Origin of the sequence: Rhodococcus sp. BL-253-APC-6A1W (assembly GCF_012843405.1) — a bacterium.
Classification (GTDB): Bacteria; Actinomycetota; Actinomycetes; order Mycobacteriales; family Mycobacteriaceae; genus Rhodococcus.
Window position 1 is genome coordinate 1 of the sequence record NZ_JABAFB010000015.1, and the last position, 13,390, is coordinate 13,390.

Below are 13,390 nucleotides of genomic sequence, written 5' to 3' on the forward strand. Positions count from 1 at the left end.
AAGCAGTTCGGTGTGGAGACGATGTGTGTCGGTGGTGGTCAGGGTATGGCGATGGTGCTCGAACGCCTGAGCTGATCTCGCCGATATAGGCCCCAGCTATTCCACCGTTAGGCCGCATGTCTGAAAAGACATGCGGCCTAACGGGTTTCAAGAGCTTTCTGCTTTGTAAAACCGCCAGAACTGGGCTATACATCTTGTGTAGGCCCCGTCACACCGAGGAGATCATCGCATGTCTGTGCTCGACAGATTCCGTCTCGACGACCGCGTCGCCATCGTCACCGGCGCATCCTCGGGCCTCGGTGTCGCGTTCGCGCAGGCGCTCGCCGAGGCCGGGGCGGACGTCGTTCTTGCGGCGCGCCGCGTCGACAGGCTCGAGCAGACCGCCGAACTCGTCCGTGCCGCCGGGCGCCGCGCGGTAACCGTCGAGACCGATATCGCCGATCCCGACCAGGCGCAACGCATGGTCGACACGGCTGTCGAGCAGCTCGGCAAGGTCGACATTCTCATCAACAACGCAGGGATCGGCACCGCGGTACCCGCGACCAAGGAAACCCCCGACCAGTTCCGCCGCGTCATCGACATCAATCTCAACGGGTCGTACTGGGCGGCACAGGCCGCCGGCCGCGTCATGCAGCCCGGAAGCTCCGTCCTGAACATTTCGTCGGTGCTGGGCCTGACCACGGCGGGTCTTCCGCAGGCCGCCTACGCCGCCAGCAAAGCCGGCATCATCGGCCTCACCCGCGACCTCGCGCAGCAGTGGGGCACCCGGAAGGGCATCCGCGTCAACGCACTTGCGCCGGGGTTCTTCCGGACCGAGATGACCGACGAATACCAGCCGGGATACCTCGAAACCATGAAATCCCGAATCATCCTGGGCCGCACCGGAGACCCGGCGGAAATCGCCGCCACTGCCGTGTGGCTGGTCTCGGAGGCGGCCGCGTACGTGACCGGTCAGACCATCGCGGTCGACGGCGGCCTCACCATCAACTGACCGCTCCACCCATCCCGACGATCCACCCCCACGGAGGTTTGCAGTGAGCTCAACAGTCCGCACCGCCATCGTCACCGGAGCCGCACGCGGTATCGGTGCTGCCGTCGCCAAGCGACTCGCCCAGGACGGCCTCCAGGTCGCTGTTCTCGACCTCGACGCCGACGCCTGCGCCGACACGGTCTCCGCCATCGAGGCGGCCGGCGGCAAGGCGCTCGCCGTGGGCGCGAACGTCGCCGACGAAGAATCCGTCGCTGCGGCCGTGGAGAAGGTTGCCACGGAACTCGGCGAGCCCACCGTGCTGATCAACAACGCCGGGATCACCCGCGACAATCTCCTGTTCAAGATGACGGTCGACGAGTGGGATTCCGTCATGGCTGTGCACCTGCGCGGTGCGTTCCTGATGTCGCGCGCAACGCAGAAGTACATGGTCGACAACAAGTTCGGACGTATCGTCAATCTGTCGAGCACGTCGGCGCAGGGAAATCGCGGACAGGTCAACTACTCTGCGGCCAAGGCGGGCATTCAGGGCTTCACCAAGACACTCTCCATCGAACTGGGCAAGTTCGGTGTCACCGCCAACGCGATTGCGCCGGGCTTCATCGAGACCGAGATGACCGCCGCTACCGCAGAGCGCGTCGGGGTGCCGTTCGAGGATTACAAGAAGGCCGCCGCGGCACAGATCCCGGTCGCGCGCGTCGGCAAGCCCGACGACATCGCACACACCGCCTCGTTCCTCGCATCCGAGGGTGCGGGGTTCGTCTCCGGGCAGGTCATCTACGTGGCAGGTGGACCCAAGGACTGAGGCACACCGCAGTCGGCGGCGCCGCGATCCCTGAAGCTCTCGGGGATCGCGGCGCCGCCGTTGTATGTGGCCTGCCGACCGGGTGACGAGACCCCGTCCGGCCACGAGCAACGACCCCCGACTCTTCTGAAACACGGCTGAACCGGGCGCGCTTTCCGTACAGTCGTAACGGCAATGCCGGCGGTTCCGATTTCACACGGTGAAGGCACGCGCGGCGCGTACTGCGGAGATTTCCGCGGTACGCGCCGACGCCTGCCACAGCTGTAGAGCTCCATCGGAGGAAGCATGAATGTCGTTGTCCCGCAGTGCAGGGTCAAATGAGAAGGCGCGCCGGTGTGCGGGCAACTCTGGTGGCCGCCGTCGCGACTGTGAGTATGGTGTGGCCCGGGTCGGCGATGAGCGACACGGTGGTGGATCAAGGTGTTCGGTACGTCGCGCTCGGTGATTCGCGGGCCGCGGGACCGTACCTCGACGCAGCCGCAATGATCGGTGGATGTGCCCGTTCCGATGTGGGATACCCGGCGCTGGTGGCGCACGCACTGCGTCCCGCGTCGTTCATCAATGTGTCGTGCGCAGCCGCCCGCACCGACAACGTCACCAGAATCCCGCAGGACACGAAGACCGGACAGGTACCGCGCCAGATAGACCTGCTCGCAGCAGACACCACCCTGGTGACCCTCAGCATCGGCGGCAACGACGTCGGATGGCGCACCCTGGTCTCCGCCTGTTACACCGATCTTCCGGGCGGAGATGCGCACTGCCGGTCCAATCCGAACGTGGCGACTCGAATGGCCGCCGCACTCGACGCGCTGGGTCCGAAAGTGACGGCGACGCTCGGCAAGATCCGGCAGAAGGCGCCCGGTGCGAGGGTCCTGCTCGTCGGGCACGGCGGCATCTTCGGCGACCGCGGGTGCTGGCCGAACATCCCCACCAGCGACGCCGACGCCTCCTTCGTCAAGGGGTTCTTCGGCCGGATGAACCAGGTACTCGCCGGTGCAGCCGCGAACACCGGTGCCGAATTCGTGGATGTCGCCGGGGGTTCGGAGGGGCACGACGCGTGCGCCGCTCCCGACCAGCGCTGGTTCGAGGGACAGCAGTCGCTGTCTTTTGCAGCACCGATGCATCCGACCACGGCCGGGATGCGTCATATCGCGGGACGTGTCGTGGCTGCGTGGTAGCAGGCCCGATCTCCCACAGTCCCGAGGCGGATCGGGAAGAGTAGTCCCTGTGCGACCGCGCAGGGTCGCGTGGGGAGGGCCCATGTTCGGCGACCGCTGGGGTGTGACCGACGCCGAGGTCGCCCGCCGCTACCCGTGTGACGACTTCGTCCCCGATCCGACTCTTCAGGCGTGGAGGGGCGTCACCGTGCGCGCCGCTCCGGCTGTCGTCTGGCCTTGGGTCACCCAGCTCCAGATGGCGCCGTATTCGTACGACTGGATAGACAACGGTGGCCGTCGTTCTCCGCAGAGACTGCTCGATATCCCTCCACCGGAGCCCGGCCGGCCCTTCACGCGCACGGCGAACCACCCGCAAGGACGGTTGCTCGCGGTCGAAACGCAGGTGCACTACACGGGACGGATCATGGGCGCTGTCATGTCGTATGTGCTCGTCCCCGCGGGCCCGCACACGAGGTTGCTGTTGAAGCTCGTGATGAGCGGGGCCGGCGTGCTGGCTCCGGCGATCTGTGTCGGCGACCTCGTCATGGCGAGAAGGCAACTGCTCAATCTCGCAAGGCTCGCCGAGCACACGTCGCCGCCGGACGACGCACATGGGTCCACGGCGATCTAGCTTTGGTGGGATAGTGCCCGCTATCCGGGCACTTTGTCACCAAACTTTTCACTCGACCTCCGCCGTCCCGTACCGAGTGTTCCGCCACACAACATCTTCCACCGTGCCGCATCACCGTTCCGGCACCGCTGTCGTCTGCGGTGGGCGATACGCGGGTGCCTTCGCCGACCCGCTGGGTTGGAGTGTGCGCAACAGCGGCATCACCCGGAAGGGCACGACGTTCGACAGCACCATCACGCTCGTCGAGCGGGTGATGATCGACGACCGGTTCAACTCGATGAGGGTGTGTTGTAGTCCGAGGTGGGAGTCGGCGGCGATGCGGCACAGGATGTCACCGGTTCCCGTGGTCGAAAATGCTTCCAGCACGCCGGGAATGGATTCCAGTACTTCGCGAATGGTGGCGAGTGCCCCCTGGGCGATCTCCATCGTGACGAACGCCTGGACATCGAATCCTGCGGCGGCGAGATCGACCTGTGGCCCGTATCCGGCGATGAGGCCGCCGTCTTCGAGTCGTCGCAACCGGGCAGCGCCGGTGGCACGAGCGACGCGGAGTCGCCGGGACAGTTCGAGTACTCCGATCTTGGGATCCGAGTGGAGGACTTCGAGGAGCGCGAAATCCAGTTTGTCGAGTTGCAGGACGTCACGCACGATCGTTCCTTCCCGCCGGGTCTCGGAATGTAGGCCGATTGTATAGCTGAACGGTCGGATGCCGGTGTATTCCGGTCCGGTCGACCAGTTCTGCGAGAACAGATTGCCACCGGCTCCCGACGGGTTTCTCCTGGTGACATCCGACGACGAACCACCTCGCACTCGCGGCAGGAGATCGCTATGACTCTCGAACGGGACCTCACCGATACCGAGCGACTCGCTCGCCTGGACCCGGACGAATTACGCAGGCTCGTCGGAGCCGTCGAGTACGACGCGGCACACGATCCGTTTCCGGTCAGCGGCTGGGACGCGGTGTCGTGGGTGGTCGGCAACGCCACTCAGGCGGTGCACTTCTACCAATCCGCCTTCGGTATGGATCTCGTCGCGTACTCCGGGCCCACGACGGGAAACAGTGACCATCACGCCTACGTATTGTGCAGCGGCGCGGTGCGTTTCGTGATCAAGGGAGCTGTCGACCCGGACAGTCCACTTGCCGATCACCATCGGGTGCACGGAGACGGTGTCGCCGACATCGCGTTGCAGGTTCCCGATGTCGACGCGTGCGTGGAACATGCTCGCGCACAGGGTGCCACGATCCTCGACGAACCGCACGACGTCTCCGACGAGTACGGCACGGTACGCCTTGCCGCGCTCGCCACGTACGGCGACACCCGGCACACGCTGGTCGACCGGTCGCGATACTCGGGCGTCTATCTGCCCGGATATGTCGAACGTGTCTCCTCCTACCGCCGACACGGCGACGCGGGGGCGCGGATGTTCGAGGCACTCGACCACGTGGTCGGCAACGTCGAACTCGGCCGGATGGACGAGTGGGTCGATTTCTACCGGCGGGTCATGGGTTTCACGAACATGGCGGAGTTCATCGGGGACGACATCGCCACCGATTACTCGGCACTGATGAGCAAGGTGGTGTGCAACGGCAACCATCGTGTGAAGTTCCCGCTCAACGAACCGGCGGTCGCGAAGAAGCGTTCGCAGATCGACGAGTATCTCGACTTCTACCGCGGTCCCGGAGCGCAGCACCTCGCGCTGGCGACCCGCGACATCCTTGCCGCGGTGGACCGCATGCGAGATCAGGGCATCGAATTCCTGCCCACACCCGATGCGTATTACGAGGACCCGGAATTGCGTGCACGCATCGGGGCCGTACGGGTTCCGGTCGAGGAATTGAAGAAGCGCGGCATCCTCGTCGATCGTGACGAGGACGGATACCTGCTGCAGATCTTCACCAAGCCGGTAGGGGATCGCCCCACGGTGTTCTTCGAACTCATCGAGCGACACGGTTCCGCCGGATTCGGCAAGGGCAATTTCAAGGCCTTGTTCGAAGCTATCGAGCGGGAGCAGGCGGCGCGCGGCAACTTCTGACGACGCGCACGGTCATCGGTCCGGTGCCGGCGGCGACTCCGAGACGATTCCGCGCACCGCGAGCGAGAGTGCGTGACGTGCGAGTGGATCGGACACGTTGCCGGACCCGAGCAGGAGCGCCCCGGGCAGGTCGACGACGCAGTACTTCACGAGGGTGAGTGCGGTCGCATCCTCCCTGCCCCACTGTTCGACGGCGAGCACGGTGAGCAGGGTGGTCAGGGTGCGTCGCAGTCCGCCCAGCTGGTCGCGCTGAGACTCTGCGAGGTCCGGGGTGCGCAGATCGTCGAGGGTGACCGCGAGCAGCAGTTGCGCGCCGAACTCGTCGCGCTCCGCATAGGTGGCCGGCGCGAGCGCTGCCGCGACGATCGCTTCCGTGGGGCCGGAGGCCGTCAGGGTGCTGTCGGCGATGTCGCGCTGGAACTCGAGGAATCGGGTGGCCTCGCGTGCCCACACGGACGCCAGCAGACCGTCCCGGGAGCCGAACGCGTTGTAGATCGCACCGTTCGATGCTCCCGAGACGTCGCTGAGTGCCCGGATCGTCACGCCGGGTGTGCCTCGCCGTACCCACAGGTGGCGCGCGTGATCGAGCAGATCGTCGAGGTCGTGCCGGCGAGGTCGTCCCACGGTGTCCCTATCGGTCGGCGGGGTGTGCAGGTGTGGTGACGGTCAGCCCATCGGCTGCTGGAGGGCTGCGACGGCCGAGGTGAACATCGTCTGCTTGATCGCACCCAGCGTCTTGCGGTCCTTGCCTGCGAGAGGCCGGACGATGTCGGCCGCACCGGTCTGCAGATCGTCGAGGCCGGCGACGGCGTCCACGAGACCGTCCTGGAGGGCCTGCGGTCCGGGGTAGCGATGTCCGGTGGTCATCGCGGTGACTGCCGTCCGGGGAGTGAGCTTGCTGGTGATCAGGGAGGACATGCCGGGTGTGAACGGGATGTGGATGTCGACTTCCGGGAAGCACAGGTAGCCGCGGTCGTCTCGCATGATTCGGTAATCGTGTGCCATCGCCAGCATCGCCCCTGCTCCGAAGGCGTGTCCGTTCAGGGCCGCGACCGTCGGCACGGGCAGGGTCAGGACGCGCGCGAACAGAGCATGGACGCGGTCCACGTAGGACGTGTACTCGTCCAGGTGCTGCCCGAGCCAGTCGAGATCCAGGCCGTTGGAGTAGAACTTTCCGGAACCGATCGTGACCAGTGCGGCCGCGTCGGTGCCGGCCTCGAGTTCGTCGAGGCACTTCTCGACGGCGGTGAGCCACTCCGGGCCGAAGCGGTTCTCGTCGTCACCGAGGTTCAGCGTCCAGATCGGGCCGTCCTGAGTGATCGATGGCATGTGTGACCCCTTTCGTAGGCAGGTCCGCAACGAGGTGGCGGAACAGCGCCGACCTTAACAGAGCAAGTGCTCTAAAACGGATCTGCCTCGTGCATGCCGGGTTCCGGGCGGAGCTGAAGGGTGCCGCGAATAGGGGTCCTGGTCAGGCCAGGTCGCGAAGCTGACTGCGCAGGGCCTGCTCGGTGTGCCGGACGGCGGTGCCCACGATCGGCTCGATCAGCTTGCCCAATGCCATTCCTGCCAGACCGCCCGGCAATTGGTATGCGAAATCGACGTCGAGCCGGGTCCTTTCGTCGCCGATCTCGATGAAGCGCCACGTCGAGGCCGACCGCATGCCCGCCACGGACTCGAGGGCGAGGGAGCGGCCGAATTCCCATTCGACGACCTCGACCCGCGAGTCGAGAGTCTTGGGTCCCACGCGCATTGTTGCGTCGTAGACGGTTCCCAGGCCGCTGACCTGCGTGCCCACGGGCTGGAATCGGGTCATTCCGAACATCCACTCGGGAACGGTCCGGTGGTCGTCGACGTAGGCGAAGGCGACGTCGGCCGGAATCTCGGCTGTCGCGCTGTGGCGGAGATGGATCATGTCACCGGTCCTTCGAGGTAAGTGCGACGGAGGGTACGGGGAACCGCAGCGCCGGGACAGGGGGATTCCCGAACCCATTGCCCGATCGTCCGCGCAGTGCTTGAATTCGGCGTGACGCACATCACAATTATCCTGCTCAGGAGGCCCGGTGAAGACGAAAGCGGCAGTGATCAAGGGAATCGACCGCCCGTGGGAGATCGAGGAGATCGACCTCGGCGACCCGGTGGCGGGTGAGGTGCAGGTCCGTTTGGCTGCCTCGGGCCTGTGCCACTCGGACGAGCATCTCCGCACGGGCGCAACTCCGCTTCCGTTCTTCCCGGTTCTGGGCGGACACGAGGGTGCCGGCGTGGTCACCAAAGTCGGTCCGGGAGTGACGACCCTCGAGGAGGGTGACCACGTCGTCCTCGCATTCATCCCCGCGTGCGGCCGCTGCCGATCGTGCGCCAAGGGCTTGCAGAACATCTGCGACGAGGGAGCGGGCCTGCTCACCGGGCAGGCGATCTCGGACAAGACTTATCGCGCGAGCTTGAACGGCGACCCGGTCCTGCAGATGTGCCTGCTCGGCACTTTCGCCCCGTACGTCACGGTCAACGAAGCCTCGGTGATAAAGATCGAGAAAGACATTCCGCTCGAGAAGGCCGCACTCCTCGGCTGCGGGGTCGCTACGGGATGGGGTTCGGCCACGGAAATCGGCGGAACCAAGCTCGGCGACACCGTCGTGGTCGTCGGTATCGGCGGCGTCGGCATCAACTCGGTTCAGGGCGCGGCTCACGCGGGCGCCCGGTTCGTCGTCGCAATCGATCCCGTCGAGTACAAGAGGCAGAAGGCGAAAGAATTCGGCGCAAGTCACACGTTCTCGTCACTCGAGGAGGCGGCGCCGGTGATCGGTGAGATCACCTGGGGCGCAATGGCCGATGTCACGATCATCACTGTGGGGGAGATCCACGGGGACATCATCGCGCCCGCGCTCTCGGTCACGGCCAAGGGTGGGCAGGTCGTCGTCGTCGGCATGGGCAACGCAACCGACACGCAGGTCACTCTGAGTCTGTTCGAACTGACGCTTCTCCAAAAGAGACTGCAGGGGGCCATTTTCGGCGGCACAGGTCCGCGTTCGCAGATCCCGAAACTGCTCGACCTCTACCGCAACAAACAACTCGATCTCGACGGCCTCGTCACCAACACCTACAAACTCGAGGACATCAACCAGGGGTACGAAGATATGCACGCGGGCAAGAACCTGCGCGGCCTCGTCGTCTACGGAGACGACGACTACTGACCTCCGCTCGGGTGAGGTGGCCGGGGACCGTCCCCTACGGTGTTGTCCATGGACATGCATGAGGATCCGGTCTCCGGCGACGTCGGGTCGTGGCGGCGTTACGGCCCCCCGACCTTGCCGAAACCTCTTGCGGCGGCCCTCGAAGCGTTCGCCGAACGCGGGTACGACGGCACCTCGATCCGGGAGATCGCGTCGAGGGCTGGATTGTCGGTGCCGGGGCTGTACCACCACTACCCGTCGAAGCAGGCCCTGCTCGTCTCGCTCACCACCACCGTGATGCACGACCTGCTCGACCGCAGCCGCCGGGCGCTCGCCGAGGCCGGCCCGACACCGTCGGAGCAGTTCGACGCCGTGGTCGAATCGCTCCTGCGTTTCCATATGGTCCGGCGGGATCAGGCGTTCGTGGCATCCACCGAGATGCGCAGTATGGAACCCGCGAGCCGTGCGGCCTTCGTCGCCTTGCGCGACGAACAGCAGCGCATGCTCGACGGGATCGTCGAAGGCGGGGTGGCGACCGGGGAGTTCACGACTCCGTATCCCAAGGACGCCAGCCGCGCGGTGACGACGATGTGTGTCGGTGTCGCGAGCTGGTATCGCCCGGACGGCCCGTCGAGTCCCGATGACATCGTCCATCGGTACCTGGTCATTGCACGGAGCACCGTCGGGGCGCGGTAGAGCCGGGGTTGACCCACTCTCCGGGATATGCCACCGTAGCGGTCACCGAGCGATCGATCGGTCGGTTGGTCTGGAAGGAGTATCAGCATGGCGGTCGACCTGGCCTACCCCGAGCACGTGCAGGATCTCGTGGCTCGAACCGAAGCGTTCGTTCGCGACGAAGTGCTTCCCGTCGAGGACGCCCATCGGGGCGACATCGCCGCAGCGGGTGGCGATTCCGTACGGGTGGCACTGCAGAGCGCCGCCAAGGCAGCGGGTGTCTTCGCCCCCCATGCGCCGGTCGAGTACGGCGGCCAGGGCCTCGGGATGGTGGACCGAGCTCCCGTGTTCGAGGCGGCCGGCTACTCCCTGTTCGGCCCCGTGGCCCTGAACATCGCCGCTCCCGACGAAGGCAACGTGCACATGCTCGCGCATATTGCGAGCGACGAACAGAAGAGCCGATACCTGGCTCCTCTCGCTGCGGGCGACATGCGCTCGGCCTTCGCGATGACCGAACCGGCACCCGGCGCCGGCGCCGACCCCAACGCACTCACGACCCGCGCCGAGAAGGCGACGGGAGGCTGGAAGATCAACGGCCGCAAGCACTTCATCACAGGGGCGGACGGCGCCGGATTCTTCATCATCATGGCCCGCACCTCCGGGGAGCCGGGGCAGCGCGGCGGAGCGACGATGTTCCTCGCTCCCGCGGACTCCGACGGGCTGAAGGTCGGTCGTCACATCGAGACGCTCGACAAGTCGATGATCGGCGGACACTGCGAGGTCGACTTCGAGGATCTGTACGTCCCGGACACCGCAGTGCTCGGTGAAGTGGATCAGGGATTCGCCTACGCGCAGGTCCGGCTCGGCCCGGCGCGCATGACACACGTCATGCGCTGGCTCGGTGCCGCCCGGCGTGGTCACGACACCGCGCTCCGGTACGTGGCAGGACGTGAAGGATTCGGCTCCAAGCTCGGTGATCTCGGCATGATCCAGAAGATGGTCGCCGACAACGAGATCGACATCGCAGCGACCCGGGCTCTGCTGGTGCAGGCATGCTGGGAACTCGACCGGGGATCGCACGCCGCGAACGCCACGTCCATCGCCAAGACCTTCGCCGCCGAGGCCATCTTCCGCATCGTCGATCGCTCGGTCCAGATGTGCGGTGGTCTCGGGGTTTCCGAAGATCTTCCCCTCGCCAGGCTCTCGCGCGAGGTCCGCCCGTTCCGCATCTACGACGGACCGTCCGAGGTGCACCGCTGGGCCATCGCAAAGCGTGCCGTCGGTGCGGCCCGCAAGGCCGCCGCAGCCGAAGACGCAGCGAAGTGACCGCGGTGCACAAAGGGCTCGACCTCGTCGCGCTCGACCGATTCTTGCGTCGATCCGGGGTTGCGGTCGACGGCGAACTGCGGGCAGAGCTCATCTCCGGCGGGAAATCCAATCTCACCTACGGCATCCTCGACGACACATCCCATTGGGTCCTGCGGCGACCACCCACGGCGGGACTGACACCGTCGGCACACGACGTCGCCCGTGAATACCGCATCACGTCCGCGCTGCAGGGCAGTGCGGTGCCGGTCGCGCGCACCGTCGCGCTGTGCGAGGACGACTCCGTGATGGGCGCACCGTTCACGGTGGTGGAGTACGTCGGGGGGCGCGTCGTACGCAGCAAGGACGACCTCGATTCGCTGTCCGATACCGACATCGACCGCTGCACAAGCGAACTCGTGCGCGTGATCGCCGAGCTCCACGCCGTCGACTACGAAGCCGTGGGGCTGGGCGGGTTCGGACGGCCCGACGGGTACGTCACCCGCCAGGTGAAGCTGTGGCAGAGCCAGTGGGACAGGGTGAAAACCCGGGAACTTCCCGATGTCGAGCGGCTGCACGCCGCACTCGCGGACTCGATCCCGGAGTCGCCCACCCCGTCGATCGTGCACGGTGACTACCGTATCGACAATACGATTCTCTCCCACGACGACGTGGGAAGCGTTGCAGCCGTGGTCGACTGGGAGCTGTCCACTCTCGGCGACCCGCTGACCGACCTCGCCATGATGTGCGTGTACCGGCATCCCGCGCTCGACCAGGTGCTCGGGTTCCCCGCAGCCTGGACCAGCAACAGGCTGCCGTCGGCGGACGACCTCGTCGAGCGATACGCCACCGTCTCGGGACGCGACATCGCCCACTGGAGTTTCTACATGGGCCTCGCCCACTTCAAGCTCGCCGTCATCGCCGAGGGCATCAATCATCGCTGGCGGGCCGGCGCGACCGTCGGCGACGGGTTCGACCGCGCGGGTGACGCGGTGCCCGCGCTCGTCGCCGCAGGACTCGACTTCGTGACGGGAGCAGGTTCGTGATCGCGAGCGCCCTCGTCACCGGGGCGACACGGGGCATCGGCCTCGGCGTCGCCACCCGCCTCGCGGAGCGCGGATTCGCGCTGACCATCTCCGCCCGGGACGCAACCCGGCTCGACGAGGTCGCCGCTCTGTTGCGGGATGCGGGTGCGACGGACGTCCGCACCGTCGCCGCCGATCTGGCGGACCCCGACGCCGCGGGCAGGGTGGTCGCCGCACACGCCGACGCGTTCGGCGCGATGAAGGCCCTGGTACTCAACGCGGGTGTCGGCACCGCCGGCACCATCGCGGAGTTCCCCTCCCGCCGGTTCGACAAGACGGTGGCAGTCAACCTCAACGCGCCGTTCGCTTTGATACAGGCGGCACTGCCGCTGCTGCGGTCCGGTGCGCGGAACGATCCGGGTCGCGGCGCGAAGGTGATCGCGCTCGCGTCCATCGCCGGTGTGTATGCCGAAGCCGGTCTCGCAGCGTACGGCGCGACGAAGGCCGCACTCGTGTCGCTGGTGGAAACCCTCAACGCCGAGGAATCGGGTAACGGCGTCTCGGCGTCCGCAATCGCTCCCGGGTATGTCGACACCGACATGTCCGAGTGGATCAAAGACCGGATCCCGGCGGAGGACATGCTCGAGGTCGGCGACGTCGTCGAGCTCGTCGACGCACTGCTGAAGTTGTCGTCGCGCGCGGTCCTGCCCCGGCTGGTGCTCAGCCGCGCGGGAGCGAGTCTCTACAGCGCCTGACCTTCCCGCCTGCGCATCACTCGTCGTCCGAGTTCTCCTTTTCTTCGCCTCGCCGGCGAAGGAAGTTGAACCCGGGCACGCCGGTGATCGCCTGACGGAGGTCCTTCACGACGCAGAGCAACTCGTGGATCTCCGGCGCGACCGTGTCGAGCGTGCCGAGGATCGGCATGATCATGTTCATTCGCTCGGACAGCTCGGGAAGCCGGTCGAGCATGAGGATTGCCGCGTGCACTTCCTCCGGCGACAGTTCCTCGATGAACTGGGCCGCGAGGGGCGCAGCCTGACGTGCGAGGGGCTCGTAGGTCTCGAGGAGTTCGCTCGCGATGTCGGCACTTCGTCCGGCGGAGTCGATGATCGTGCGGGCTTCCCCGGCGACGAGAGCGACCTCTCCGACGACCGTCCGGGCCTGCCCGGCGACGGTGCCGACATCTCCGACGATGGCCTCGGCTTGCGTGGCGACGGTGCCGACCTGGCCGACGATGGTGCGCGCTTGTCCGGCGACCGCGTCGGCGTCCGCGACGACCGAAGTCGTCGACGCGATGATCGCCTCGATCCGAGCGACCGCCACTGCGGCATCGTCGACCACGGCGTCGACGCGGCGGATCAGCGATTCGACATTGTCGAGCAGCGCCTCGGCACGGGCGGGCACCGACACCGCGAAGGTGGCGGTGGCGACTGTGCGCTCGACCACCGTGCGCGTGGCACCGAGAAGGGAACCGACGAGAGGGACAGCGGGTAAGGCGATCATCTCGCCATCTTTCACCACGGCGGCCACGGTGCGACAGCAACCTCACGTTTCGGTCGTCCCGTGCGTCTACTCGATGTGAACCTTGCATCGGATGGAA

At 66.4% G+C, this 13,390-nt stretch carries 15 protein-coding genes; 10 read left to right on the plus strand and 5 right to left on the minus strand.

Going from position 1 to position 13,390, the window contains the following annotated elements; translation table 11 throughout:
* Positions 1–229 precede the first annotated feature (229 nt).
* The 4 genes from HF877_RS19365 to HF877_RS19380 all read left to right on the plus strand — a co-directional run bounded on the left by HF877_RS19365 (position 230) and on the right by HF877_RS19380 (position 3,581).
* Positions 230–991, plus strand: coding sequence for a glucose 1-dehydrogenase (locus HF877_RS19365; protein ID WP_169622829.1), 762 nt, complete (start codon positions 230–232; stop codon positions 989–991).
* Between the two features lie 43 nt (positions 992–1,034).
* A complete protein-coding gene (gene fabG, locus HF877_RS19370) occupies positions 1,035–1,793 on the plus strand; it encodes a 3-oxoacyl-ACP reductase FabG (protein WP_169622830.1) in 759 nt (252 codons plus the stop codon).
* A gap of 335 nt (positions 1,794–2,128) precedes the next feature.
* The gene (locus HF877_RS19375) at positions 2,129–2,971 is read left to right on the plus strand and encodes an SGNH/GDSL hydrolase family protein (RefSeq protein ID WP_346765244.1); all 843 of its coding nucleotides are present in this window, start codon (positions 2,129–2,131) and stop codon (positions 2,969–2,971) included.
* Positions 2,972–3,053: 82 nt separating this feature from the next.
* Positions 3,054–3,581 carry a polyketide cyclase gene (locus HF877_RS19380; RefSeq protein ID WP_169622832.1) on the plus strand — a complete coding sequence of 176 codons (528 nt, stop codon included), beginning with the start codon at positions 3,054–3,056 and terminating at the stop codon, positions 3,579–3,581.
* 111 nt (positions 3,582–3,692) lie between these two features.
* Here HF877_RS19380 and HF877_RS19385 read toward each other — a convergent pair whose 3' ends face one another.
* A complete protein-coding gene (locus tag HF877_RS19385; RefSeq protein ID WP_169622833.1) occupies positions 3,693–4,229 on the minus strand; it encodes an Lrp/AsnC family transcriptional regulator in 537 nt (178 codons plus the stop codon).
* Between the two features lie 180 nt (positions 4,230–4,409).
* Between HF877_RS19385 and hppD the strand changes: the two genes are divergently transcribed.
* A complete protein-coding gene (gene hppD / locus HF877_RS19390) occupies positions 4,410–5,615 on the plus strand; it encodes a 4-hydroxyphenylpyruvate dioxygenase (RefSeq protein WP_169622834.1) in 1,206 nt (401 codons plus the stop codon).
* A 12-nt stretch (positions 5,616–5,627) separates the two neighbouring features.
* Here the strand turns inward: hppD and HF877_RS19395 are convergent, their stop codons facing one another.
* The 3 genes from HF877_RS19395 to HF877_RS19405 all read right to left on the minus strand — a co-directional run bounded on the left by HF877_RS19395 (position 5,628) and on the right by HF877_RS19405 (position 7,530).
* Positions 5,628–6,239, minus strand: a complete 612-nt coding sequence (locus HF877_RS19395) for a TetR/AcrR family transcriptional regulator (RefSeq protein WP_169622835.1) — start codon at positions 6,237–6,239, stop codon at positions 5,628–5,630.
* Between the two features lie 42 nt (positions 6,240–6,281).
* Positions 6,282–6,944, minus strand: a complete 663-nt coding sequence (locus HF877_RS19400) for an enoyl-CoA hydratase/isomerase family protein (protein WP_169622836.1) — start codon at positions 6,942–6,944, stop codon at positions 6,282–6,284.
* 142 nt (positions 6,945–7,086) lie between these two features.
* Positions 7,087–7,530 (minus strand): SRPBCC family protein, encoded by a 444-nt coding sequence (locus HF877_RS19405; RefSeq protein WP_169622837.1) that lies wholly within the window; start codon positions 7,528–7,530, stop codon positions 7,087–7,089.
* A 148-nt stretch (positions 7,531–7,678) separates the two neighbouring features.
* On the opposite strand from HF877_RS19405, the gene HF877_RS19410 reads away from it, so the two are divergent.
* The 5 genes from HF877_RS19410 to HF877_RS19430 all read left to right on the plus strand — a co-directional run bounded on the left by HF877_RS19410 (position 7,679) and on the right by HF877_RS19430 (position 12,545).
* Complete coding sequence (locus HF877_RS19410) at positions 7,679–8,806, plus strand: NDMA-dependent alcohol dehydrogenase (RefSeq protein WP_169622838.1); 1,128 nt, start codon at positions 7,679–7,681, stop codon at positions 8,804–8,806.
* A gap of 48 nt (positions 8,807–8,854) precedes the next feature.
* A complete protein-coding gene (locus HF877_RS19415) occupies positions 8,855–9,481 on the plus strand; it encodes a TetR/AcrR family transcriptional regulator (RefSeq protein ID WP_169622839.1) in 627 nt (208 codons plus the stop codon).
* Between the two features lie 87 nt (positions 9,482–9,568).
* Positions 9,569–10,786, plus strand: a complete 1,218-nt coding sequence (locus HF877_RS19420; protein WP_169622840.1) for an acyl-CoA dehydrogenase family protein — start codon at positions 9,569–9,571, stop codon at positions 10,784–10,786.
* Positions 10,783–11,811, plus strand: a complete 1,029-nt coding sequence (locus HF877_RS19425; protein ID WP_169622841.1) for a phosphotransferase family protein — start codon at positions 10,783–10,785, stop codon at positions 11,809–11,811. Before HF877_RS19420 ends, HF877_RS19425 begins: the two co-directional genes overlap by 4 nt.
* Positions 11,808–12,545, plus strand: a complete 738-nt coding sequence (locus HF877_RS19430) for an SDR family oxidoreductase (protein ID WP_169622842.1) — start codon at positions 11,808–11,810, stop codon at positions 12,543–12,545. Before HF877_RS19425 ends, HF877_RS19430 begins: the two co-directional genes overlap by 4 nt.
* 16 nt (positions 12,546–12,561) lie before the next feature.
* Here the strand turns inward: HF877_RS19430 and HF877_RS19435 are convergent, their stop codons facing one another.
* Positions 12,562–13,311, minus strand: coding sequence for a ribulose 1,5-bisphosphate carboxylase large subunit (locus HF877_RS19435; RefSeq protein WP_346765245.1), 750 nt, complete (start codon positions 13,309–13,311; stop codon positions 12,562–12,564).
* Positions 13,312–13,390: the final 79 nt, after the last annotated feature.